The organism is Psychrobacillus sp. FSL W7-1493 (assembly GCF_038004905.1).
GTDB lineage: Bacteria > Bacillota > Bacilli > Bacillales_A > Planococcaceae > Psychrobacillus.
Map to the genome: position 1 here is coordinate 1,133,205 of NZ_JBBOSB010000001.1, position 25,657 is coordinate 1,158,861.

At 37.9% G+C, this 25,657-nt stretch carries 20 protein-coding genes, 1 other RNA gene and 1 pseudogene; 15 read left to right on the forward strand and 7 right to left on the reverse strand.

Annotated elements, in window-relative coordinates:
• The first annotated feature begins 12 nt into the window (after nt 1–12).
• The 5 genes from MKX96_RS05745 (at nt 13) to MKX96_RS05765 (ending at nt 5,861) form a co-directional block, all read left to right on the forward strand.
• A complete protein-coding gene (locus tag MKX96_RS05745) occupies nt 13–1,179 on the forward strand; it encodes a phosphoglycerate kinase (protein WP_445678210.1) in 1,167 nt (388 codons plus the stop codon).
• Between the two features lie 17 nt (nt 1,180–1,196).
• Complete coding sequence (tpiA, locus tag MKX96_RS05750; RefSeq protein ID WP_298469018.1) at nt 1,197–1,958, forward strand: triose-phosphate isomerase; 762 nt, start codon at nt 1,197–1,199, stop codon at nt 1,956–1,958.
• Entirely contained in the window at nt 1,951–3,489 is a 1,539-nt protein-coding gene (gene gpmI, locus MKX96_RS05755) for a 2,3-bisphosphoglycerate-independent phosphoglycerate mutase (RefSeq protein ID WP_340882712.1), read from the forward strand. Before tpiA ends, gpmI begins: the two co-directional genes overlap by 8 nt.
• A 2-nt stretch (nt 3,490–3,491) precedes the next feature.
• On the forward strand, nt 3,492–4,787 hold the full coding sequence (eno, locus tag MKX96_RS05760; protein WP_169359692.1) for a phosphopyruvate hydratase: 1,296 nt from the start codon (nt 3,492–3,494) through the stop codon (nt 4,785–4,787).
• 621 nt (nt 4,788–5,408) lie between these two features.
• Nucleotides 5,409–5,861 carry a hypothetical protein gene (locus tag MKX96_RS05765; RefSeq protein WP_340882713.1) on the forward strand — a complete coding sequence of 151 codons (453 nt, stop codon included), beginning with the start codon at nt 5,409–5,411 and terminating at the stop codon, nt 5,859–5,861.
• Between the two features lie 36 nt (nt 5,862–5,897).
• On the opposite strand, the gene MKX96_RS05770 is transcribed toward MKX96_RS05765, so the two are convergent.
• Nucleotides 5,898–7,409, reverse strand: coding sequence for a hypothetical protein (locus MKX96_RS05770; RefSeq protein ID WP_340882714.1), 1,512 nt, complete (start codon nt 7,407–7,409; stop codon nt 5,898–5,900).
• A 194-nt stretch (nt 7,410–7,603) separates the two neighbouring features.
• Between MKX96_RS05770 and secG the strand changes: the two genes are divergently transcribed.
• The 5 genes from secG (at nt 7,604) to ssrA (ending at nt 12,055) form a co-directional block, all read left to right on the forward strand.
• Nucleotides 7,604–7,831, forward strand: a complete 228-nt coding sequence (gene secG, locus MKX96_RS05775) for a preprotein translocase subunit SecG (RefSeq protein ID WP_169359958.1) — start codon at nt 7,604–7,606, stop codon at nt 7,829–7,831.
• Between the two features lie 143 nt (nt 7,832–7,974).
• Complete coding sequence (locus MKX96_RS05780; RefSeq protein ID WP_298469003.1) at nt 7,975–8,721, forward strand: alpha/beta hydrolase; 747 nt, start codon at nt 7,975–7,977, stop codon at nt 8,719–8,721.
• Between the two features lie 43 nt (nt 8,722–8,764).
• Nucleotides 8,765–11,077 carry a ribonuclease R gene (rnr, locus tag MKX96_RS05785; protein ID WP_340882717.1) on the forward strand — a complete coding sequence of 771 codons (2,313 nt, stop codon included), beginning with the start codon at nt 8,765–8,767 and terminating at the stop codon, nt 11,075–11,077.
• A 51-nt stretch (nt 11,078–11,128) separates the two neighbouring features.
• Complete coding sequence (smpB, locus tag MKX96_RS05790; protein ID WP_169359955.1) at nt 11,129–11,596, forward strand: SsrA-binding protein SmpB; 468 nt, start codon at nt 11,129–11,131, stop codon at nt 11,594–11,596.
• Nucleotides 11,597–11,700: 104 nt separating this feature from the next.
• Nucleotides 11,701–12,055, forward strand: a transfer-messenger RNA (tmRNA) gene (ssrA, locus tag MKX96_RS05795).
• A gap of 124 nt (nt 12,056–12,179) precedes the next feature.
• On the opposite strand, the gene MKX96_RS05800 is transcribed toward ssrA, so the two are convergent.
• The 5 genes from MKX96_RS05800 to MKX96_RS05820 all read right to left on the reverse strand — a co-directional run bounded on the left by MKX96_RS05800 (nt 12,180) and on the right by MKX96_RS05820 (nt 14,976).
• Nucleotides 12,180–13,352: a site-specific integrase gene (locus tag MKX96_RS05800; protein ID WP_340882720.1), complete on the reverse strand. Its 1,173-nt coding sequence runs from the start codon at nt 13,350–13,352 to the stop codon at nt 12,180–12,182.
• A 180-nt stretch (nt 13,353–13,532) separates the two neighbouring features.
• Complete coding sequence (locus MKX96_RS05805; protein ID WP_340882721.1) at nt 13,533–13,772, reverse strand: DNA-binding protein; 240 nt, start codon at nt 13,770–13,772, stop codon at nt 13,533–13,535.
• A gap of 625 nt (nt 13,773–14,397) precedes the next feature.
• Complete coding sequence (locus tag MKX96_RS05810; RefSeq protein WP_340882722.1) at nt 14,398–14,634, reverse strand: hypothetical protein; 237 nt, start codon at nt 14,632–14,634, stop codon at nt 14,398–14,400.
• Complete coding sequence (locus MKX96_RS05815) at nt 14,634–14,801, reverse strand: hypothetical protein (protein WP_340882723.1); 168 nt, start codon at nt 14,799–14,801, stop codon at nt 14,634–14,636. Before MKX96_RS05815 ends, MKX96_RS05810 begins: the two co-directional genes overlap by 1 nt.
• Nucleotides 14,794–14,976 carry a helix-turn-helix transcriptional regulator gene (locus MKX96_RS05820; protein WP_340882725.1) on the reverse strand — a complete coding sequence of 61 codons (183 nt, stop codon included), beginning with the start codon at nt 14,974–14,976 and terminating at the stop codon, nt 14,794–14,796. The genes MKX96_RS05815 and MKX96_RS05820 overlap by 8 nt, the downstream gene beginning before the upstream one ends.
• Before the next feature lie 426 nt (nt 14,977–15,402).
• Here MKX96_RS05820 and MKX96_RS05825 point away from each other — a divergent pair, with 426 nt between their 5' ends.
• The 5 genes and pseudogenes from MKX96_RS05825 to MKX96_RS05840 all read left to right on the forward strand — a co-directional run bounded on the left by MKX96_RS05825 (nt 15,403) and on the right by MKX96_RS05840 (nt 24,422).
• Nucleotides 15,403–17,499: a hypothetical protein gene (locus MKX96_RS05825; protein WP_340882726.1), complete on the forward strand. Its 2,097-nt coding sequence runs from the start codon at nt 15,403–15,405 to the stop codon at nt 17,497–17,499.
• A gap of 1,004 nt (nt 17,500–18,503) precedes the next feature.
• Nucleotides 18,504–18,923, forward strand: a pseudogene (locus MKX96_RS19570) (EVE domain-containing protein); the annotation flags it as partial.
• Nucleotides 18,924–19,370: 447 nt separating this feature from the next.
• Complete coding sequence (locus tag MKX96_RS19575) at nt 19,371–20,009, forward strand: HNH endonuclease (protein ID WP_445678211.1); 639 nt, start codon at nt 19,371–19,373, stop codon at nt 20,007–20,009.
• 235 nt (nt 20,010–20,244) lie between these two features.
• The gene (locus tag MKX96_RS05835) at nt 20,245–21,111 is read left to right on the forward strand and encodes a DUF4007 family protein (RefSeq protein ID WP_340882729.1); all 867 of its coding nucleotides are present in this window, start codon (nt 20,245–20,247) and stop codon (nt 21,109–21,111) included.
• Complete coding sequence (locus tag MKX96_RS05840; RefSeq protein ID WP_340882731.1) at nt 21,108–24,422, forward strand: hypothetical protein; 3,315 nt, start codon at nt 21,108–21,110, stop codon at nt 24,420–24,422. The genes MKX96_RS05835 and MKX96_RS05840 overlap by 4 nt, the downstream gene beginning before the upstream one ends.
• Nucleotides 24,423–24,721: 299 nt before the next feature.
• Here MKX96_RS05840 and MKX96_RS05845 read toward each other — a convergent pair whose 3' ends face one another.
• Complete coding sequence (locus tag MKX96_RS05845; RefSeq protein ID WP_340882732.1) at nt 24,722–25,618, reverse strand: phosphoadenosine phosphosulfate reductase domain-containing protein; 897 nt, start codon at nt 25,616–25,618, stop codon at nt 24,722–24,724.
• Nucleotides 25,619–25,657: the final 39 nt, after the last annotated feature.

The following is a 25,657-nucleotide window of genomic DNA, read 5'->3' on the forward strand; positions in this document are numbered from 1 at the left end:
GAAAAACAAACAATGAGCGATGTAACGTTAAAGGGGAAACGCGTCTTTTGTCGTGTAGACTTCAATGTACCAGTAGAAGACGGTGCCATTACAGATGATACTCGTATTCGTGCAGCACTACCTACGATCCAATATTTAATCGAGCAAGGAGCGAAAGTGATTCTTGCAAGCCATATGGGTCGCCCAAAAGGGGAAGTAAAGGAAGAGCTACGTTTGACAAAGGTTGGCGAGCATTTAGCTAAGCTATTGAATAAGCCTGTAACTAAATTAGATGAATCAATTGGAGAACAAGTAGAACAAGCGATCTCAGCAATGAATGAGGGAGATATTGTTTTATTAGAAAATGTACGCTTCCACGCTGGAGAAGAGAAAAATGATCCAGAGCTAGCAAAAGCTTTTGCTTCGTTAGCAGATGTGTATGTCAATGACGCATTCGGTGCAGCTCACCGTGCGCATGCCACAACAGAAGGTATTGCGAAGCTTTTACCTGCAGTATCTGGATTCTTGATGCAAAAGGAATTAGATGTGCTAGGAAAGGCTTTATCCACACCTGAACGACCTTTCACGGCGATCATTGGTGGAGCGAAAGTAAAGGATAAAATCGGTGTCATCGATCATTTATTGGACAAGGTAGACAATATCCTAATCGGTGGTGGATTGTCTTACACGTTCACGAAGGCGCAAGGCCATGAAATTGGAACCTCTCTTTTAGAGGAAGACAAAATCGACCTAGCGAAGTCCTTCCTTGAAAAGGCGAAGGAAAAAGGTGTGAACTTCTATTTGCCGATCGATGTAGTCGTTGCGGATGAGTTTTCAAAGGATGCCAACACGAAGGTCGTGCCGGTAGACCAAATTCCTTCTGACTGGATGGGCTTGGACATCGGACCAGAAACAGTAAAGCTGTACGATCAAGTCATTAAAGACAGCAAGCTAATTATATGGAATGGACCGATGGGTGTGTTTGAAATGGACGCTTTTGCAAACGGAACGAAGGGTGTTGCGACTGCAATGGCAGAAACTGCTGGCTATACGATCATTGGCGGAGGAGATTCAGCCGCTGCAGTAGAAAAATTTGATGTAGCAGATAAAATGGACCATATCTCAACTGGTGGAGGAGCTTCCTTAGAGTTTATGGAAGGTAAGGACTTACCAGGCGTATCGGCACTAAACGATAAGTAATTGGAGGAGATTTTATTATGCGTAAACAAGTAATCGCAGGAAACTGGAAAATGTACAAAACACTTTCAGAGGCAAAGCAATTTGCTAACGAATTAAAAGAAAAACAGATCGACACTACGAATGTAGAAGCCGTCATCTGCGCTCCGTCTATATTTCTAGAGGCTTTAGTGAACGAGACGAAGGGGTCCTTCATTTCCATCGGTGCACAAAACATGCATGAGGAAAAAGAAGGCGCGTTCACTGGTGAGGTGAGCGGCCACCAATTACAAGATATCGGCGTAAGCTATGTCGTGATTGGACACTCGGAAAGACGTCAATATTTCAATGAAACCGATGAATCCGTCAATAAAAAAGCGAAGGCAGCCTTCGAATATAACTTAACGCCAATCATCTGTGTTGGAGAGTCATTGGAGCAGCGTGAGAGCAACGAAACAGAAAGCATCGTTTCCGCTCAAACAACCGCAGCTCTAGAAGGCTTAACAGAGGAACAAGTGAAAAACACGATTATCGCCTACGAGCCAATCTGGGCTATTGGAACTGGTAAGACAGCTACGGCTGACGATGCAAACGATGTATGTCGTGCAATCCGTGAGACTATTTTAGATGGCTTTGGAGAAGAAGTATCAAGTGCAGTGCGTATCCAATACGGTGGCAGCGTGAAGCCTGAAAATATCGTGGAATTGCTTTCTAAGGAAGATATCGATGGTGCACTAGTTGGCGGGGCAAGCCTACAGGTAGATTCGTTTGTGAAATTACTGGAGGCTGGTGCAAATGCCTAAAAGTCCAGTTGCACTCATTATTTTAGACGGCTTCGGGCTAAGACCCGAAACGTATGGTAATGCCGTATTTCATGCAAAAAAACCAAACTTCGATCGCTACTGGAACCAGTTTCCGAATGCAACCCTGATCGCTTCTGGTGAGGCAGTTGGTCTACCCGATGGACAAATGGGTAACTCAGAGGTTGGTCATTTAAATATCGGTGCCGGAAGAATTGTCTATCAAAACCTTACTCGCATCCATAAATCGATTCGAGATGGAGAATTCTTTAACGAGCAAAAGCTGTTAGCGGCAATTGAGCATGTAAAGCAAACAGGTGGCAAGCTGCATTTAATGGGCTTACTATCAGATGGCGGTGTTCATAGTCATTATTCTCATCTATTTGCTTTGTTGAAGCTAGCTAAGGCGCAAGGACTTGACGATGTATTTGTACATGGCTTTTTAGATGGTCGTGACGTTGGTCCACGTACATCTGTCGCTTATGTAGCGGAAACAGAGAAGCAAATGAAGGAAATCGGAATCGGTAAGTTTGCTTCTATTAGTGGACGCTACTACGCAATGGACCGTGACCGTCGCTGGGAGCGTGTCATCCTTGCTTATCAGGCAATGGTTGATGGAGTCGGTAAAACGGCGGAAAGCGCGACGCAAGGGATTCTTAATTCGTACGAGGAAGATATTGCGGATGAATTTGTTGTCCCATTTGTCATCGAGGAAAATGGACAGCCGGCTACGACAATTGATACGAATGATGCGGTCATCTTCTTTAATTTCCGACCAGACCGTGCAATCCAATTATCGATGGCCTTAAACACGCCTTCGTTCGATAGCTTCCCACTAAGTGAGAAGCATCCGAAAAATCTTAAATTCGTGACATTCACGCATTATAGTGATGACGTGGTCGCGGATGTAGTATTTGAAACAGTCGATTTATCGAACACGATCGGTGAGGTACTGGCAGCTCGTGATAAAACACAGCTTCGCATTGCCGAAACGGAGAAGTATCCACATGTGACCTTCTTTATGAGTGGTGGCCGTGAGGAGACATTCCCTGGAGAACAGCGAGTTCTTATTAATTCTCCTAAAGTGGCAACCTATGATTTGAAGCCTGAAATGAGTGCTTACGAGCTAACCGATGCTTTATTAGGTGAAATTGCATTAGATAAATTCGACGCAATCATCTTAAACTTTGCTAACCCAGATATGGTAGGCCATAGCGGTATGCTAGAGCCCACTATAAAAGCAATCGAGGCAGTGGACACATGCCTTGGCAAAGTGGTAGATGCTATTTTAGCAAAAGGTGGCCAGGCCATCATCACAGCAGACCATGGGAATTCCGATGAGGTAACGACCCTCGAGGGGAATCCGATGACTGCTCATACAACCAACCCTGTTCCAGTGATCGTGACCGAAAAAGGAGCAAAACTTCGAACAGATGGAATTTTAGCCGATTTGGCTCCAACCATGTTACACTTATTAGGTATAGAAGCACCGCCTGAAATGACAGGTAAAACATTAATCGAAACGGAGAGTTGAAAATGCCAATTATTACACAAATTCAAGCTCGTGAGGTATTAGATTCACGCGGGAACCCAACAGTTGAAGTAGAAGTATTCACAGAAAGCGGAGCATATGGCCGCGCAATCGTACCATCTGGTGCATCTACTGGTGAATACGAAGCAGTAGAACTTCGCGATGGCGACAAATCAAGATACCTTGGAAAAGGTGTATTAAAAGCGGTAGAAAACGTGAACAACGTAATCGCGGCAGAATTAGAAGAAAATTTCTCAGTGTTAGACCAAGTAGAAATCGACCATGCCATGATCGAGCTAGACGGTACAGAAAACAAAGGTAACCTAGGAGCTAACGCTATTCTAGGAGTTTCTATCGCAGTAGCACACGCTGCAGCAGACTATTTAGATGTACCTTTATATCAATACCTAGGCGGGTTTAACGCAAAGCAACTTCCAGTTCCGATGATGAATATCGTAAACGGCGGCGAGCATGCTGACAACAACGTAGACATCCAAGAATTCATGATCATGCCAGTAGGAGCGGAATCATTCCGTCACGCACTACGCATGGGCGCTGAAATCTTCCACAGCCTAAAATCAGTATTAAAAGATGCTGGCTTAAACACAGCTGTTGGAGACGAAGGCGGATTCGCACCAAACTTAAAATCAAACGAAGAAGCTCTTTCTACAATCATGACTGCCATCGAAAAAGCTGGCTACAAACCAGGTGAAGAAGTCCTTCTTGCAATGGACGTTGCAGCTTCTGAGTTATTCAACAAAGAAGACGGCAAATACCACCTGACTGGAGAAGGCGTAGTGAAAACTTCAGAGGAAATGGTAGATTGGTACGAAGAGCTTAGCAATAAATATCCAATCATCTCAATCGAAGACGGATTAGACGAAAACGACTGGGCTGGCCACAAGCTTCTAACAGATAGAATCGGCAAAAAAGTTCAGCTAGTTGGAGACGATCTATTCGTAACAAACACGAAAAAACTAGCACAAGGGATCGAGCAAGGCGTAGGCAACTCCATCCTTGTGAAAGTAAACCAAATCGGTACACTTACAGAAACATTCGACGCAATCGAAATGGCAAAACGCGCTGGCTACACAGCAGTAATCTCCCATCGTTCAGGAGAGTCTGAAGACGTAACAATCGCAGACCTAGCAGTAGCAACAAACGCTGGCCAAATCAAAACAGGAGCACCATCCCGCTCCGACCGCGTAGCAAAATACAACCAACTTCTACGTATCGAGGACCAACTGTACAACACAGCTCAATACCTAGGAAAAGATACATTCTATAACTTGAAAAAATAATGATTAGTAGAAAGAAAACTACTTAGCACCTTGTGCTAAGTAGTTTTTTTGTGGGGAATTTTTGGGAGAGGGGGGTGAGAGAAGCTTGGAAGAAACGTGGGTGTTGCGGGAAATAGGAGAAGTGTTGCGCTAAAGGAGCGAAGTGTTGCAGTAATGGGGCAAAGAGTTGCGCGAACGGGAGGAAGTATTGCGGGAAATAAAAGAGTTGCGGGAAATAGGGGAAGTGTTGCGCGAATGGAGCGAAGTGTTGCAGTAAAGGGACAAAGAGTTGCGCGAACGGGAGGATGCATCGGCAACTTGGAGAACCTTGCGGAGATGGAGCGGAACCTTGCAGAGATGAAGTGAAACCTTGCGGAGACGGAGCAGAACCTTGCACAAAGAGCATAGAACCTTGCGGAAAGCTTAATTTCCGTCCCGATACGGCGTGAATCCCTCTCCCACTTTCCTCATAAAAATCTCTTCTATACTTCCATACGCTAATTTAGTATTATTTAACAAATTAGAGTTGTAAATTGGAGAGTGACAGCTATAAAAAAGCTTCTCATTGCGAGTACCTTATTTGCCTTCTTTCTCGTTTATGTTATTTACAATTGGAGCCAGGATCCCACGGAGGAAGATGTCTTGCGGAACACGAAAAATTGGTCGTCGAGCGTGGAAGAGGTTTACGGTATTATACAGCAAGATGGTGAGTGGTTAGCGTTTTATAGGATTCCGCATTCTATCACGGTCGTCGCTAGGCTAAAGCAAAATTGGATGGGTACATGGAAGATGATTAATTACTCCGGGCAAAGAGGGGTTATAGCAAGTGTGGGTGAGATTCTTTCAGAAACAGATGACCTCATTCCTTGGCAAGCAAGCGGATATGAAAATGGGTACATTCTTCTCATGTCCATAGAAGATCCTCACATTGATGATTTAGTGATAACGGCTAATGGAAAGGAATATAAGAATATTTCTTTTATTGAACTCGCAGGAAAGAGATTTGTTTTATTAGACGTGAAGGGTACATGGAATTCCTTTTCCTATCAGGCTCTTTCAAAGGATGGAGAGGTCATAGTAGCCTATCCGCAGTAAAAGAGAGCAGGAACCCACTCCTGCTCTCTTTCTTATTTAAAAGATATACGGCCCGACCAAGAAAAACAGGACGGCTAGATTCATAAAGGTCGCGTATATAACCATATACGTGTAATCATCTTCTTCCGGCTTATAGCGGGCCAGAAGTAATGGAACGGTCGATAGTAAGCTTCCTGCTACCAATAAAACAACGAACTGCCAGCTTTCTGTGATGAATGGGATGTTCGCAATCGTTGTCTCGACCTTCGTGAAGCGATATAGGAAGAAGATCTGTAATACCAGCAAAGATACGACATGAATGATAAATCCAAGCGTATACGTGCTTTCAAATCTAAAACGATTTAAAACCGCTGTGCTTATATACGAGATCGCAAAGGCTAGGATGATCCAGGCAAAGCCGAATAGAACGAGCATTAAGCCGTTAAAGGATTTGCTGAACTGGGTGTAGGCTGCCTGCTTGAAGTCCTCTTTCACGATTTGTTTACTTTCCTCTATTTTACTAGGTTCGGAGGAGGCATAAACTAATTCCCTTTGAGAGCCGTTCATCTCTAGAAAAGCGACCTCGTCTTTATTGAGAATCACTGGACGCTCGTATCTTGTACCTGCCTTAGTTAAGGAGGTGGCAAGCACTTTTCCACCTGTTAGCTCACCAAGGAATACTTGGTTTTTATTGCCTGCGCGGGTTGCGGTAAAGGCTATTAGCGTTTGTCCGTCCTGCTGGAACAGCGTGGCGTGCGTAATATCATCTAGTGTGCGACCGTCCTCCTCGTGCTGGAACGATACCTTCGACAGCTGGATGGCTTGGTTTGGCGACAGGTCAAAGGCAGCTTGTTGGATGACCTTTGTCTTCGCACCACCTGAAACCATGGTTGTATCCATGAGCAGTAGGAATTCTCCTGGGGACTGCTCGATCATTTGAATAGAGGATACTAGACTGGCTGTACTCATTAGCTGGAACAGCTGAATCGGCTCGTTTGCTAGATGATAGACGGCGAACCGATCTCCTTGGCTTTCCTTTGTAATGGCCAATATGTTATCCCCGATAATTTTTACATCGTAGATAGGCTCGGCCACTTCGTAAGACTTCTCCTGTCCGTTATCCAAAACGGTCAGCTGCTGGTCCTTTGTCCAATAGACAAGCGTGTCTCCGGATTTCACGAAGTTCTGTACATCGTTCGCGATTTCTGTCGTGCCGCTCTCTGTGAAATGCGTTAACGTATAATTTTTAATAAAATAAGATTCCGCCTCGTTGCTCCATACATTCGTGCTTGAGCTAGATAATGCGAGGCTGCGAGCTTCCTGACACATTAAATCTAAATCACAGGAGAGAATGGCCTGCTCCTTGAAGTTTCGAAGCGTGATCACATAACCATTTTCCTCGTTCAAAACTTGAAAATTGGAATAATTGTTTGAAGGAGTTTCCACGGAAAAGGTTCTGCTCCAATTGTCCGATGGTAGTCTCGTTTCTTCCTTTAGCGTAAACCAATACACGGTAGCGATTAACGCTAACAGGATGCTGCTTGTCATTGCAAATAATTTTTTATTCACGATTAATCTTTCCCATTCTCTATGTATTTGACAATATAAACCATTAAATCTTTCTTATTTCATTTTAACGCTAGATTATGAGAAAATATATGATATTATTTAGATAACTACTTTAAAATTGATAGACTGTTGTCAGTTCTATTTAAATTTGGTAAAATTATATTGTTGTGATGTTCTAATCGGGAGGTGTAACAATGAATACATTATTAATGACATTATTAATCATCGTCTCGCTTGCTTTGATCGTAGTAGTTTTATTACAATCAGGGAAAAGTGCTGGGCTATCAGGAGCCATCTCCGGGGGAGCTGAACAACTCTTTGGAAAACAGAAAGCTCGTGGTATGGATTTGATCTTACATAGAGCGACTATCGTGCTTGCTGTATTATTCTTCGTATTAACGATAGCTGTTACTAAATTTTAAAAAACGAATGTATACGCCTAACCATACTTTCAAATGGTTAGGCGTTTTCTTTTATATTTGGGCATACATAAGATAAAATTAATAAGGGAAAGGTATATACTAGTAAAATAGCAGTGTTGATGGAAACAGGAGGTTTTATTGGAATGCGCATCACAACACCAAAACCGTTCTTCTTTGAGGCTGGAAAGCGAGCGGTATTGTTACTACATGGATTTACTGGCAATTCGTCCGACGTGCGGATGCTGGGACGTTTTTTAGAAAAGAATGGCTACACCTCACTTGCGCCGCACTATAAGGGACACGGTGTGCCACCAGAGGAGCTGCTCGAAACAGGTCCGAAAGACTGGTGGAAGGATGTCATGAAGGCATACGACCGCTTAAAGGCAGCTGGCTATGACGAGATTGCGGTAGCCGGATTATCGCTTGGAGGCGTATTTTCGTTGAAATTGGGGTATACAGTGCCTGTAAAGGGAATCGTAACGATGTGCTCTCCCATGACAATGAAAACGACGGACGTTATGTTCGAGGGCGTCATAAAATATGCCAAGGAATACAAGAAATATGAAGGTAAAAGCGACGAGCAAATAGAAGAAGAAGTAGAGAAGATTCGCCAAAACCCGATGCAGACATTGGGCGAGCTGCGAGAATTCGTCTACGAGGTCCGCGATCATGTGGATCATATATATGCTCCGCTTCTCGTGACACAGGGCAAAAAGGACTCGGTGATTGATATAAACTCTGCGAACTATATTTACGAGCAGTCAGAATCACTAGAGAAAAAGCTGAACTGGTACGAGGAATCTGGCCACGTCATTACGCTAGGACCAGAAAAGGAAACGCTACATGAAGATATATTAAACTTTTTAGAATCGCTGGATTGGAATGTGTAAAATAGGCCATTTCCGCACACGCTGAAAAGGGAGGGATGTTTAGATGGAAAATATGAAAGAACAATTATTAGAATTAATGAATTCAGAAGAATATAAACCAATGACCACGAAGGAGCTAGAGGACCATTTTAATATGACCGAGGCCGATGACTTCAAGGAGCTAGTCAAAACACTAGTGTCCATGGAGGACGCTGGAGCAGTTGTACGCTCACGATCTAATCGTTATGGTGTCCCATCTCGCATGAATTTAATCGTCGGGAGCTTCATCGGCCACGCAAAAGGGTTTGGATTTGTGACACCGGAAGAAAGTGGAATGGATGATATTTTTATTCCCCCTACGGAAATTAACGGAGCAGTAAACGGTGATAAGGTGCTTGTACGCGTATCGAAGGAATCATCCGGAGACCGCAGAGAAGGTACGATCATCAAAATCACGCAGCGCGGGATGTCCCAAGTTGTCGGAACGTTCCAGGACAATAAAGGCTTCGGCTTCGTGATACCAGACGACAAAAAAGTGCCAATGGACGTATTTGTCGCAAAAGGCGACACATTAGGTGCGGTAGACGGTCACAAGGTAGTGGTAGAAATCACGGACTGGCCGAATGAAAGAAAGTCTGCAACAGGTATCGTTACGAAAATTCTTGGTCACAAAAATGATCCAGGCGTAGATATTCTATCGATCATCTACAAGCATGGCATCACGATCGACTTCCCGAAAGAGGTAATCGACCAAGCAGAGGCTGTGCCTGACCAAATCGCAGAAGGTGATTTAGAGGGACGCAGGGATCTTCGTGATGAAGTCATCGTGACGATTGACGGAGCAGATGCAAAGGACTTGGATGATGCAGTTACTGTAACGAAGCTGCCTGACGGTACATATAAGCTTGGCGTACATATAGCTGACGTAAGCCACTATGTAACAGAAGGATCAGCGCTTGACCGTGAGGCATATGACCGCGGAACGAGTGTGTATTTAACAGACCGTGTTATTCCGATGATTCCACACCGTCTATCGAATGGTATTTGTTCATTGAACCCACAGGTCGATCGTTTAACACTATCATGTGAAATGATCATCAACGGCTCTGGTATGGTAACATCCCATGAGATTTTCCAAAGTGTGATCCGTACAACAGAGCGTATGACGTACTCAGACGTTTATAAAATTTTAGAAGAAAAAGATGAGGATTTAATCGAGCGCTATAAGGACCTTGTGCCAATGTTCGAGAACATGGCAGAGCTTGCGGCAGTGCTTAGAAAGAAACGTGAGGAACGCGGAGCAATCGATTTCGACTTCCCAGAGGCTAAAATTCTAGTAGATGACGATGGCTGGCCAACAGAGGTCGCTATTCGTGAGCGTACGGTGGCAGAGAAGCTGATCGAGGAATTCATGCTAGCTGCCAATGAAACCGTAGCAGAGCACTTTAAATGGATGGATGTGCCATTCATTTACCGTATCCATGAAGACCCTAAGCCTGAAAAGCTTCAACGCTTCTTCGGATTCCTGACAAACTTCGGCTTAGTTGTAAAAGGAACAGGCAATGACATTCACCCGAAAGCACTTCAAGAAATCATTGAAAGCATCGAGGGAATGCCAGAGGAGCCAGTTATCTCGACGATGCTGCTTCGTTCTTTACAGCAGGCAAAATATTACGGAGAATGTCTCGGTCACTTTGGTTTATCGACCGAGTTCTATACGCATTTCACCTCTCCAATCCGTCGTTACCCTGACTTGATCGTACACCGTCTGATCCGTACGTATTTAGTGAATGGAGATGTATCATCCGCAACGGTTAACCATTGGGGTGCGATCATCGACGACATCGCAGAGCATACGTCAAAACGCGAGCGCCGTGCAGTAGATGCAGAGCGTGACACGGATGCACTGAAAAAAGCACAATATATGGCAGATAAAATTGGTGAGGAATTTGAAGGTATCGTGAGCTCGGTTACGAACTTCGGTATGTTCATCGAGCTTCCAAACACGATTGAGGGTCTTGTCCATGTGACAAACATGACAGACGACTACTACCGCTTTGACGACCGTCAAATGATGATGATCGGGGAGCGCTCTGGTAAGCAGTTCCGTATCGGTGACGAGGTGACGGTTAAGGTTTCCGGTGTTAAGCCAGAAGAGGCTGCCATCGACTTCGAGGTTGTCGGCATGAAGAAAGCGTTTGGCCGCAGCACGCGTAAGGAAAGTCCTAAGGTCATCCATGCATCGAAAAAAGGCTCTGGCAAGGATAGAAAAGACAAATCACAGCCAGGACCGAAAAAAGGACCAAATCAGAAAAAGAAATTCTACGAGGGCGTTGCGAAGAAATCTCAAAAACGCAAGCGACCAAAGAAAAAATAAAGAGGGAGCGGCCCAGGTCGCTCCACCTAGCTTTAGACAGGGGTGAATAGAATGGCAAAGAAGCATGACGACAAGCCACTAGCACAAAACAAGAAGGCCAATCATGACTATTTTATCGAGGAAACAATCGAGGCAGGTATCGTCCTACAAGGGACCGAGATCAAATCCATTCGTAACGGGAAGGTGCAGCTAAAGGATGCATTTGTTCGCATTCGTAACAACGAGGCATGGATCTCCAACATGCACATCAGTCCCTACGAGCAGGGTAACCGCTTCAACCACGATCCGCTGCGTTCTCGCAAGCTATTGCTGCACAAGAAGCAAATCAGCTCGCTAATCGGCGAAACAAAGCGTGAGGGCTTCACGATTGTACCGCTCAAAATGTACTTAAAGAATGGCTACGCGAAGGTCCTAATCGGCATCGGTAAAGGGAAAAAGGATTACGACAAGCGCGACACATTAAAGAAAAAAGAAGCAAAACGCGACATCGAGCGAGCATTCAAGGATGCCCAACGCTAACAAGCTTCCTCTTTATCCGGATAGTGGAAGGACGTACCACTTGAATTTTGACCTAATTTGATGTATAGTTATCTATGTAACGAAGCTTACATTATTCCATAAACGGGGACGTTATGGATTCGACAGGGATAGTCTAAGCTTGAGTTGCGCGTCAGAGGCTCGGCTCTGTAAAAACGGACCTTATAATAACAGGCAAAACAAACAACAACTTAGCATTCGCAGCGTAAGCTCGGATCTGCTTTATCTATCCATCACCCATGTGGCTAGGTAGAGCTCACTCTTAGTGGGATACGGTTGGCAGTGCCACTTGAGCTGTCAGCAAGAGATTTCCAAGTTAGCGTACAGGACGCCCGCTTATCGGCATAATGCTACGCGAAACTTCAAATAGGTAAGATACACGCGTAGAAGCTTAAGTGTTAGAGTTTCTGGACGCGGGTTCAAATCCCGCCGTCTCCATATTACGAAATCATATGATTTCATACAGTGTCAAAACCCTTGGTATTCAAGGGTTTTTTCTTTTTGTCTATATCATCTAGTTTCACTGAGTATCAATCGAACGTAGTCAAAAACGTAGTCAAAAACATTACATGTTCAAATAGCTAGAGAACTTTAAAACTGCTTCTTCTTTTGCTTTCTGTGTAACATGTGTGTAAATGTCCATTGTTGTTTTTACATCAGAATGACCTAAGCGAACTTGAACTTCTTTTAAATTAGCACCTGCTTCAAATAGCAAAGAACAATGCGTATGACGTAAACCATGTGTTGTAATTGTGTCCAATTTATATTTGTTTTGAACATGTAAAATCCACTTACGTGTTTTTGTAGGTTGCAGGTAATCATTTTGTTCATTGCTAAATACAAGCTGTTTAGGTTGCATGGTATTAAAGCCTAGCATGAGATAATCTTGCTTCTGCTTCTTCTTCCAATCTTTTAATACTGCCATCGTTTTATCGTCCATTTTTATTGTACGTATAGTACCTGTTTTTGTAGACTTTACATATAGCTTATTATCTTTACCTCTCGCAATAGCCTTATTAATGCGAATTTCGTTTGTTGTGAAGTTAAGGTCATTCCATGTAAGTGCAAGTGCTTCACCCTTACGCATTCCACTGAAAGCGAGTAAACGGAATAGGGCATACGCTTTGTGGTTACTTTCACGCTCTAAGCATGATAGGAACTCAATAAGTTGCTCTCGTGTGTAGAAATTCTCTGCTTCATCTTCATCTGCTCCTATAGCCTTCTTAGAAATGTTAGCGGGCAAATCTACATGTGCAAACGGATTTGTTTGTATATAGCCACGTTTAATCGCAAAGTCCAGGACCTTAGCAGCATATGCTTTTACCATACGGAACTTCTTTAACTTCGAAGCCCATTCATCCACATGCTTCTGACATACATCCACATGTATCTTTTCAATTTTATAAGCACCCATCGCAGGTAAAATATGATTTTTAAAGACGCCAGTTGTTTTTACATAAGTGCTTTCTTCCACAGTCTTTTCATATTGCTTTACCCATAGGTCGTAAATTTCCACGTACGTCTCAGCACGTTCTTGTTGGTACGTACCGTTCGCAACATCCAGCTTAATACGAGCTAATGCTAATTCAGCTTCTCTGATTGTTTTAAAGCCACGTTTCATTGTGCGCTTCTGTTTACCAGTTAGCGAATCAATACCTAAATACACTGGAAACTCATATCGTTTCTCACCATTTTTTAGCACATAGCTTTTAACAGGTGATACCTTTTTCTTTGCCATTATTTTTCCCCCTGGTTCTTGTGAGGGCAAGATATATGAGGAAAAATGCTAAGTAAATAATACGTAGCATTCAGTCTATTTTATAATATTAAGCCATGATATGATAGTATCATCGTCATAGCTTAATTATAAATTATTTTATTTCCTTTTTTATTGCCCCGTATTTGTATTTAGAAACCTTTAGAAACTATGTTGATGGAAAAACGAATCTATCGCTGATTTTGAAACCCGCTTTATACCGTAAATTTCAGTCACATCTAAACCCATTTCTCTAAATTTGATGAACGTGTTATAACTAACCCCAGCATATGAAGCTCCCTCTTTTAAGCTCATCCATTCCTTTGGTTGATAGTTATTAATAGTTTTTTGTATCGTAGTTGATATCATATTTTGCAAATCGTTTAACACTTCTAAATCCATTAGAAATACCCCCATACATGTTTTATGATTTAGTTGTCGAAACATGGTGGGGGATAGTTGCGATATATTTTAATAACAAAACTCTACTAGATTTCGTTCATAAGTTAGAGTGAAGGATAATATTGATATAAGAGAATTAATAGGAAATACTTGTAGAAAACTTTATAACATATTTGTATTCTCCGTTCGCTTTCGCTCACTTCGTGGGCTTCGTTCCTCGCCCCTTTATTTCTTTTTTATAGTTTGTTTATGAGATTATTTTAATGATTTTGAGGTGCTAATTCGAGGAAACATACCACCCCCCTATAAAGGGGATGGGAGATATTAGGACTAATCCTGAGGTATCTATCATGACATTCAACGTGCCCAGGTGCAGCTTTACCACGTATATTCAACATAACTCTGTCATGCCACCTAGCCAAAAGGCTACTGCGACGGTTTTAGATCTGGGGATGACTTCCACCTTTTGACGGCAGGCACTAGACCGATAAAAGCCAGGAAGAGTTTAAAGTGTTTTCTTTTATCCACTGATATAGCTAATATGAAATTTATCTATGTAAGACCACTCCCAAGTAAGATTAACTAAAGAGTGGTCATATTTAAACAACTGTAAGTGAACATACCTCTAAGCAGGTAAAATTGAGTTGACTTCTTTTTCTTCAGCTCCACTATCTTGTAACAGCTTTACTAAGGACTCTCTATCTACGCTATAGTTGTACTTGGTATGGCGAGAATGGTAGCTACTATCAATACGTGGGGCTTTCTGTAGTACCTCACGCTGTAAGTACCCCAAAACTGCACCTTCAGTAAACGCTATGTTAAAGTGATTTAAAATTCGACTCACCCTTTCTACTGTTATCATTAAACATAACCTCTCAGTACTAGTTTTCGTATGCCCTCTTTCGTAAGGTAGATACGGTTATTTTGGTTTACTTTCTCTACTCTAGGAGCAGCTATAAGTTCGAAAAGCCTTTGTGAACTAACTCCTAGTATCTCAGTAGCTTGCGAAAAACTATAGAGGTTATTCATCTGTATCCCCTCCACGCTGTAACCAATCCATGACAACTTCTTTGTTAAAACGAACAGACTTACCTACCTTTACACGCCCTGGAATGATTCCTTCCCGTAATAGCTTATATACAGTTTGTTCGCTCATATCTAGTAACCCTGCTAGTGTCCGTACAGTCAAATATTCCTTTTCCATCTTGTCCAATCCTTCCTAATTGTAATGTTTTACCCTCGTTCATACTTATTATAAGAAGGACAACATGGCTCTTAACATTGGATTGTACAATGATACAAATTATTATAAAACAGTAAATGTCATCTTTATTTGACGTACAACTAAGGTATTTTATAGGCAAGGTGAGAGAATGAAGGTATAGAAATTTGACTGAAATGTGGAGGTACCTAGCTATAATATCAAAGTTTGGGACATAGTAATGTAGGATTCCTTCCTACATCCCTAAGGGGCATACGTTTCAAAAAAAAATTTTACGCCTTTATATTTTAGTGAAATTTGGTGAGGATATAATGAGGTCTACATAAAACTTTGCTAATGTATGAAATTGCCTAGGCACTGGGTGGGTATGATATACTATAATAATATGGGAAATATAGGGGGATTTAAATGGCAACTCAACCGACTAACGTAGGAATAGATTTTCAACAACGCGTTTCTGCATGGGTTACAATCAATATGTTAATTGAAATGGACTTGAATATATCTTTTAAATTAGGATGTGAAACATACATAAAGAAAGTAGAATTTGAAAGTGAAGATATAATAGATGATTTAGTTGTTACTACAACTAATAATGAAAAAATTTATTTTCAAATGAAAAGAACAGTCTCGCTAACTAATGGTAAAGATACGGATTTTTATAAAGCTATATTTCAATTTGTTAAAGATTTTGCAATAAATGGTGCAGAAGATTGCAAATACGTTTTAGTTACAAGTTCGCATACAAGTAAACCCGTCAAAGAATCTTTGAGAAAGATTTTAGATAGTGTAAGACTAAATCCTACTACATTTATAGAAAATCCCTTAACAAAATCGGAATTAGAATCATATACTAAATTTAAAAATCTCATTGAAGAGATTTTTCTAAATGTAAGAGGAAAATCAATAAGTGATTCAGAATATCAAAGTTTAATAACAAAGATATATATTCAAGTATTAGATATTGAAGATGGGATGCAGTTTGAAAGAGCAATTTTACTGACTATACTTAATAAAATCAACCATAAAGCACCAGAAGAATTTTGGGCACTTGCAATAAAATCTTGTTTAAGTTTAGCTTCCCAAAGAATGAGTGTTACAAAAGACTCAATTCAAAAAATCTGGGAGCCGTTTATGATAGAAAATAAAGAGGGAGCCGATAGTGAGAAATCAATCCTGGAAGAATATCTGCAATTTGAAACTAAAGGACAGTTTCCTATGGGAAGGGACGTAATTCTAGCTCAATCTTTAAATTCTATTCCAAGTATAATAATTAATACTGATAAATCGGAGAATGAAAGAACGGACTATGAAAACACCATTTTTATAATCGAGTTGCATAGATTTGATGATAATGGTAATAAAAAACTGAATTATATTAATGAGGATAGATTAGTTCTAGGCGCAGATTGGGAACTAAAAGTTATTTGTAGGACTTCTACTGTTGTGGGTATGAACCGTTTTTTAGAAGAGAATCCAGATCTATTACAAAAAGAGATGGTTATTATAGAAGCCAATGAAACGGAATTTATTGAACAAGATGATTATGTCAAAGCTTATAGAACGAAATGTATCCATCTAGCAAAAAGTAATAGGTCATTAAAATGCTTACATTGTAGTCGGGGTGTTTCGCAGAATCATTCCTATATAGTAGAAATAGATGATTTAGATGATGAACCTATTATTGGATTTATACATGATGAATGTAGAAGACCTATTGATAGGATTCTAGGGATTATAGAAGCTGAACTTTTCGAAGAATATGACTTCCTTGTTAACTTTGATTATGAAGGATGGCTATTAGAATTACAGGAATCACAAGCATTTATTGGTGGGATAAATCAAATAAATCATGCAAGAAATTTTGTAGCTATGTGGAACCCTTATAATTACCCTAATAATTCATTTAATTATTGTGTGAAAATGAATTTAAAAAATGGTGATTTTAGGTATACTAAAATTAGAGGTAAAGTAGACCGCTTAAACAAGAGTGAAGCTAAAAAGTTAGTTAAAACTTTTAATGAAGGTTTTCAAAAGAAGACTTGGTGCTATACAACTAAAAGTAATATATATGGTGTCTATGATGATGTTATTAAAATGAAAAGAATTGACGAGGAAATTGTAGAATGTTTAAGTGCGGAAATGGTTAGATATAATGACCAGATCGGGAAACAGCATAACGATTTCAAAAACTTTTATGCACCTTTGTGTTTTATCACAATGTTAGAAGATGAAAGTATTTTTAAAATACATGGTATGCCAATATTGATAAGCAATCCTTTTGATTTAAAATATCTAATAGCTAATTGGAAAGATGCAGGAATTGAATTAGAAGACTTTGAAATAAATATTTTATATACAGATTTAGATTTTGATAATTTCATGAAGGATTTGTATAGTCGCAATCTTAGACCAATATTAAATCCTTCGGTAGATAATAAAGGAAACTTTGTAAATGGAATTGTGATTGCAAATATGAATGATGCAGGAAAAATGACAAGGTAGCCATATCTAATTTAGATACTTTAATACAAATGATTGAATTGTAACAAAAAAATAAAATACCTTGCCCTCGCAGTATATTTTTTTATGAAACGTAGTCAAATACGTAGTCAAACATTTTCAATCGTTGCTATAAACTATTATTAACATTGGTGTTATAGCATTTTTAGGTGAAGTTGGTTCGACTCCCGCCGTCTCCATATTTAGTTTTAGCAGTAGAAACGCTGTTAAATCAATGTTTAAACAATCTTAGGGATGTTTGATAGGAGTTGAACTCTTATTGAATATCCCTATTTTGCTACTAGGGTAAATTACATACGAACTTTGATTATAAACCTTCTGATTCCAATTTGGATTAGGAGGTTTTTTTATGTCCAATATTAGACATAAAAAAAGTTGGAGCCAATAAGCTATGGAATGGAAGTTGTATTTAAACAAATGCAGATTGACCCAAAAGAGACCACTATGCATTTCAATAGATTAGTGGTCATTTAATTTATAATAAATTAGCATTACATGAGTTTGGTCACGCTATGGGAATGAAACATAAGGCTAAAGATGATTATACCGTTATGAAGCAAGGAAAATTTTGTTTTAATGATTACACGATTTAAGATAAAAAAAAATTTAAATATCTATGGAAAGTATGAAAAATATTTCATTACTTTTTTATCGCTACAAGCCACTATTATTTGTTTATGACAGCATTGCAAGTGAACAATACTAAAATTTCTAAAGTTTCTCATCACCCAGATTATTAAATACCAGTGAATTAAAGCATTTAGAAGATAGTAGTGAAGACATTGTTTAATTAAGTTTACTCCTAATGTTGTTATCGGCAAAGAGGATAAGAACGAGAGTCTCCATATATTAGTATAATTAGTGATGTTCAAGTAATTGATTTTTTTAAAGGGACTGTTAAAAAAGTTAATATATGAAATAGTTAAAGGTATAATTAAAACAATTGAAAGTGATTATTTTAACTTTGTATAGAGAAGAGGGTTTATATGAGTACATGGATATTTCAAGGGAATCCAACAAGGTTCAATATTGATGAATATATATTAGAAAATGAAACTATTTTGTGGTCAATACGACAGGAACATTTAGCAAAACATATTAAAATAGATGATGAAGTCTTTATTTGGCGTTCGGATGGTGATAGGAAAGGTAGTGGGGGAATTATTGCAAGAACAAAGGTTGTTACTCTACCACAGGATTATATTAATGATGATGAGTCTGCTCGATATTGGTATGAAGATGTAAGTAATAATGCTTACTTAGCTGTCGAACTTAAAGTTCTTGAAGTAGATGTATTAAATGGAATTAATCGTTTAGAGTTAAAAGGGAATGAAAATTTAGCGAATCTAAAGATTCTTCACTTGAAGCAAAATACTAATTATCTAGTAGCAGAAGAGCACGCTGATTATTTGAGACAGTTATGGTATAACAGAGTGCCTGTAGACCCAGACAATATTAATACACGTTTTTCTTTAGTAACTTCATTAAACGATGTAAAAGTAAACATGAAGCAGTTTGAAGGTGATATTGAACAATTTGATAGCCTATACAAGCAAATTTCTAGTTTCCAACAATGGTATTATATACATGATGAGCAATTACTAGCGCCAAGTAAATTTATTGGTTATCAAGGTATGAAAGGTTATATGTATATTGATAAAAATGCAATTGCCTGGACAGACGGCAGAGCCACTGTAAATCATCTTAAGAAATGGTTTAGACCAACTGATAACCCTTCTCTAAGAAAATACATTGACCAACGTTTAGATGGGAAGACTCGGAAAGAGTATACGATAAATATATTAAAGAATGAAGTAAATTTAATTAATGAAGTGTTTTCAGAAGTAAAGGTAATGTCTATTAAAGATAATATATGGTTATATGAAATTACTGAATCATTAAAAGAACTCGGTGGTAGTGGGATACTTGAAGATATATATTTAACGATTAAAGAAAGAAATCATATTGATTTATTAGCCTATGTAGACTGGAAATCACAAATAAGAAAACAGATATATTTACATTCAAGTGATTGTGAAATTTTTAGAGGTAATTCTGGAGACGCAAGTGACTTGTTCTTTTCAATAGAAGGAAAAGGAAAAGGTTATTGGGGCTTAAGAGATTTTACTCCTAAAAAAAATAATGTTAGTTTAATCGAAGATGATGTGAGTTTTGAAGAGGGAAAAAGAAAATTAAGAACACATCTTGTTAGAGAAAGAAATCCTAAAATTATCAAGTTGGCAAAAGAACGTTTCAAAGAACAATATGGAAGGCTCTTTTGTGAGGTGTGCGACTTTGATTTCTTTGAAAAGTATGGAGAATTAGGAGAAGACTTCATAGAGGGGCATCATATAATTCCAGTATCAGAACTTGAAGAGGGACAAAGTACAAGAGTAGAAGATATTGCGTTAGTTTGTTCTAACTGTCATAAAATGCTTCATAGAAGAAGACCTTGGCTAAATAAAATGGAACTTAGAAAATTAATAAAATAGATAGAGTATAAATAATTATTAGGAATCTGAAAATATTATGACACCATGCTCTGATTGAAAACATGCATATCACATAGCAAAAATCGTAAGAGTAACTATTTTTTATAGTTCGGAAATATTTAAAAATAACATAATTAAAGTAGTTTCTTTAGATAATAATCCCCTAATGTTAACGATTTTGAGGTAAAATATAATCAAGTACATTTTTACTATTATATAAAGGTGGCAGGAACTGATGGCTTTTGGGCAACATCAAACTTTTTATTTACGACAGCAATGGTTGAATAAAGGATTAAAAGAAATTAAAGATAAACCAAGATTTTTCTACGAGGATAACCATTTTGAAGTTCTAGGAGTAGGTAAAAACATGGCGAAATCAATTCGCTACTGGTTGAGTGCAACGAAATTAACAAAAGAAGTTCGAACTACACAAGTAGAAGTAGTTCCGACAGATTTAGCTGAAGTTATAACGATGTATGACCCATATATTAAGCATCAATTTTCATTGAGTTTATTACACTATTTACTAGTAACCGAACGTAATGAGGCGACTACATGGTACTGGTTTTTTAATATTTTTAATGAACGCGTATTTACTAAAGTTATGCTTATAGAGCAATTAACAAAGTGGGTAGCTGAATCATTTCAAAAGCAAGTTTCCATATCCACACTAAAAAAGGATATTGATTGCTTAGTTCAGTTATACTCAGCTAAAGATTATAATAATCATACGCCTGAAGACGTTATTAGAAGTCCGTTTGAATCATTAGGACTTATCCAAATGACTACGGGTCAAAACTATATGAAATCTCAACCAACTTATAAACCAAGTACTTCAATCCTATTTATAACGTTAATTAAATACTTTAAAAAGCATAATGTAAATGAAATAAGTTTGAGTGAACTAGTAAATGGCGAAGAATTATGGGGACGTGTTTATAATTTAAATAGGGATACAATTTTAACTTATATAGATGAAATTCAAGAGAAGTATCCAGTCAAATTTACTCGAACAAGTCGTTTAGATGTAATTCGAATAGAAAAAAAATTCGAGTGGCTTGATGAAGTGAGAGCGGTATACGAAAATGAGGTTTTATTATGATGAGTTTCCAACCAAGTATTAATATTTCATATGACGTAGGAAAGGCACAGCTCTTTGAGGATTACGTACCAAATATTAATCAATTAAATATTATGAATACGATTTTAACAAACGTAGTTCAAACTGAACAACATGCCCATTTAATTGTCGGACCATATGGTGCCGGCAAATCTCTTGTAGGGGCTATGGTGACTACATTAGTTGTTCAACCAAAAACTAATAAAAAAGTTTACAAATATTTTTTTGAAAGTGTAAATAAAGTTAGTCATGAATTAGATTTAAGTATGCGTAATGCGCTTATAGATAACAAATTAAAGTGGATTCCAGTGACAATTACAGGAAAAAGCGGTAGTTTTGAATCAGTAATTATAAATAGCATCAAAAAAAAAATAGAGGAATTAAATATACCTTATACATTGAAAAATGATGCATATTACATCAATGAATTAATCCAACTATGGAAAACAGAGCATCCTGAAGTAATTCGTAACCTAGAGCAAATATTACATAGACACGATTTTATACTGGATGAGTTTGTAAAACAAATTAAAGAGAATAATGAACAAACTATTTTAATGTTTAAGAATATTTATACAGAGGTGGCATTTGGGATGCCATATCATAATCCAAATACAATTGAATTTGTTGAGCAACTTGTATTTTTATTTGATGAGTTAGCAAAAAAGAAAATTGGAATATTTATTGTATTTGATGAGTTCGGTCGATTTTTACAGACTATTCCAAATGCTAAAATTTACGAAACAATGCAGCAAATTCAAGATTTAGCTGAGCTAGTAAATAGACAAAAGAATGCATTTGCACTAATGATTACTCATACTGGCTTACAACAGTATGCAAACGAAAATACTATGTTAACGAAAAATGAGTTAGAACGTGTTGAAAAGCGTTTCTTTGAGCATCGTTTAGAAAGTGACTCGGCTATTTTTTACCGTTCCGCACACAAAGTTTTAAATCAGACCTTACAATCTGATATGTTTTTAGCTACAGATTTTGAAGATTTGAAATATAGCATTATAAAGTATAGTATGTTTCCGGAAATGACGACGAAAGAAATAGTTGGATTTATATTAGAAGGATGCCAGCCAATCCATCCATTGGCGATTCAAATCTTACCAAGTATGTCTAACTTACTTGGACAAAATGACCGTACATTATATTTGTTTTTAAATCAGTTTAAAAGGAAAGATTACGAAGGTACTTGGTATTACGCAGATCAGCTATTTGATTATTTTTATCCAGATGATTCATTAATTTTTACTCTTAATTCAATGAAATACTATCGTTTAGCGATTAATTATAAGGTATCAGAAAATGCCTTACGACTTGTGAAGCTAGGGACGTTATTAAACCTTATAAACAATCGTTTTACATTATCAAAAGACTTTATTCAGTTTGCATTAGGAATTGATGCAATTGAAGTAGACAACATCATGCAAGAACTTTTAAGTGTTAAATTGTTGCGTTTTAATCCGTATATAAAAGCTTATGAATTGTATGAAGGTTCATTAGTTGTATTTGAGGAACTGTATAAAAATGTAGAAAGTAAAGTTGTCATTAACAATGAATTACGTGTTGAGGCAATCCAAGAAATTTTTGGAGAAAAATATTATTTGCCGTTAGGTTATAATACGGCGAAAAGTATGACTCGTTATATTGAAACCCAATTTGCTTTTGCTTCTCAAGATATGAGGGTTGATACATCAGCAGATGGCACGTTATTGTACATTTTTACAAAAAGTGAGCAAGAGAGAGAACATGTTAAACAGTTAATCAGTAACTTTAATTCTGGAGATATTTTATTTGGGATTGTAGACTTACAAATGGAAAAGCTACTAGAACATGTAAATCAATATGTATTGCTAAATAAAATATTGGATATGCCAGAGTTTTTAAATGAGGATGCCAACTTAAAGAAAGAAATATTAATTCGACTTGATGCAGCATCATATCATATCCAAAAACAATTACAACCTTTAAAGATGTTTAATCAAGATTATATTACGTTTTATATGAACAATGAAGTTGTTATAATTTCAAACACTAATAAATTTGAATCGTATCTAGATGAGTGGATGTTTAATCGATATCCATTAACACCAGAAGTACGTAACGAAAGTTTCAACAAACGAAATGTAATGAAAATTCAACGCAAATCAGCAATTGAATTGTTAAATCAAATTATGGATCCTACATTTGTAGGGGATTTTAAAGTTTCAGGTTTTGGTCCTGATTATTTAATCTATGCAACGACATTTAAAAATTTGAATTTCAACTTTGAAAATTTGGATGAGCAATCGACCGTTGAGCTAAATGAATTACGTATCCGATTAGTAGAATTTTTAAATTCTAATAGTAGAAGTACTTTATATAGCTTGTTTTCAATTGCATTAGAGGAACCTTTTGGTATCCGTGAACCACTTGTCCCATTGTTAGTCATTGCTTTAATAAGAGACAAATGGAGTCAAATGGCGTTCTATTCAAATGATTTTAGTCTTACATCGTTAACAGCAGAAATGCTTTATGAAATTATCGAACAGCAAGCGGAGTTTTATGAGTACGAAATTTATTTGCTTGCCGATGAAGAAAAACAAGTGTTAAAAACGATAAACATGATTTTCTTTAATGATGAAAACGTAATTCATCCTAACATGTTATTTAAAAAGCTAAACGGTTGGCTATTAAGTTTGCCACGATTTACACAAATTACAAATAAACAAAGTGATAAAATTCTTATGTTTAAAAAAATCATTCGTGCAAGTGAAACTGATCCTTTAACAGCGATTAAAAAGGTAGTGGCTATGCAGTTACCAGAGGACGATTTTGAAACCATAAAAGCCGAATTAGAAAACTTTTCTAGTCAGTTTAAACTGCAAATTCATAAAGAGACATTGTTGTCGTTTGATGTAGAGGACATTGGTAAAATTCGAGAGCAACATAGAAAGATAATTCAGAACTCACCTCAGCTGTTAGATATCATTTCTATATACGAATCAACGAACGATATTAACGCAGTAATTTCTAAAGTAGTTGGCATCAGACTAGAGGATTGGTCAGATGTAACATACGACTCCTATTTCACATCACTCAATCAATATTTAACTGTTCCAACTACAGAAGAAATTCGATTAGTTAATGGAAACCAAGTGGTTACAACCATTCAAGAAATAGAGTTATCGGTGAAGGGGAAGACAATTTATAACCAGTTGCAGCGTATTGTTAGTGCAGGTGGCCGTACGATGAATCCTGAGGAAGTAAAGTATATATTATATAAAATCTTGCAAGAAATATAAAAATAAAAAAACCTAGAGAATCAAGTTAATTAGTTCTCTAGGTTTTTCATTTACAAAAAATGGTTATATTTGATTTATTTTGGATGCGATTATTAAGTAATTCTTAGAGTCATTTAAGTAATCCCTAAGGAAAGATATTGTCGTATAATTTATCGTCAAGTTGGAGAAGAAAAGTACGAGCGGTTTATAAAAATAGAGGTAACAGTAGTACCATGATTATTTTTCAATTAAAATCAAATTCCTAACAAATTCTAGACATTAACCTAGATCCACAAATATTACCAATACTGATGAAAATTTTATGAAAAAGAACAAACACAAGGAATTGTATCATCTTTTTCACTTAAATATTTCTCTATACCATCACGTTCCATCATTTCCCGGTATTCACGTAATGTAAAAGCTTTACTATTTCTTTTAAGAATTGAAACATCTTTATCAAATTTTTCACGGAACCGTTCTTCCATTTCTTCCTGTTCAGTATATTGTTCAGGCCATACTTTAAAAAGAAGAGCGTAGTGACCTAAACCACCACGGACGCAACGACCAGCACAGTTAGCGTGTGAAAAACCTAAACCATACATCCGCGGCAATGTTATTTTCCATTCATCACGAATGATCTTTTTCGTGTCAAGGTCTTCTGTAAACGTTTCGATCATGGGAAAACGTGTTGCAATCGGTTCAATAGGGTTATGCTCATAGAAATTTTGTAGGTTGATAGCACGATGAGACTCGTGTGGACCAATACCAAAATAAAGAATAGGTTCTAAGTTATGTTCGTCTCGCAGCTCTTCTAAAAAGATCAATGTTTGACGTACTTTTAATTCCTCGGAACATTTTGCCATACGTGAATTGCCTAAAAAACGTACATCATGAAATACCTCTTCAGGAGTACGACCATCTGTACGGTACGTGATTTCCATGCCGATATATTCTGCAACTTCCTCCATAAATCGATAGTTATCAATATCTTCCCAAAGGGTATCGGTAAAGAACAACACACAGTTTTCCTTCCCATATTTTTGAACAATATGATAAGCAACATAAGCAGAGGAGGCCCCCCCGCTAAACATTGCTACATGTACAGGTTTACGCTCATGGTTGTTTTCAAGTATACCTGCATTTAAAATACTTAATGCATTAGAGCCACTGCCTGTCTTTTTAGTTTTAGCTTTATTAATAGAATCTATAGACATAAATAAAGCGGACTCCTTTCTATTTTAAATTTATTAATA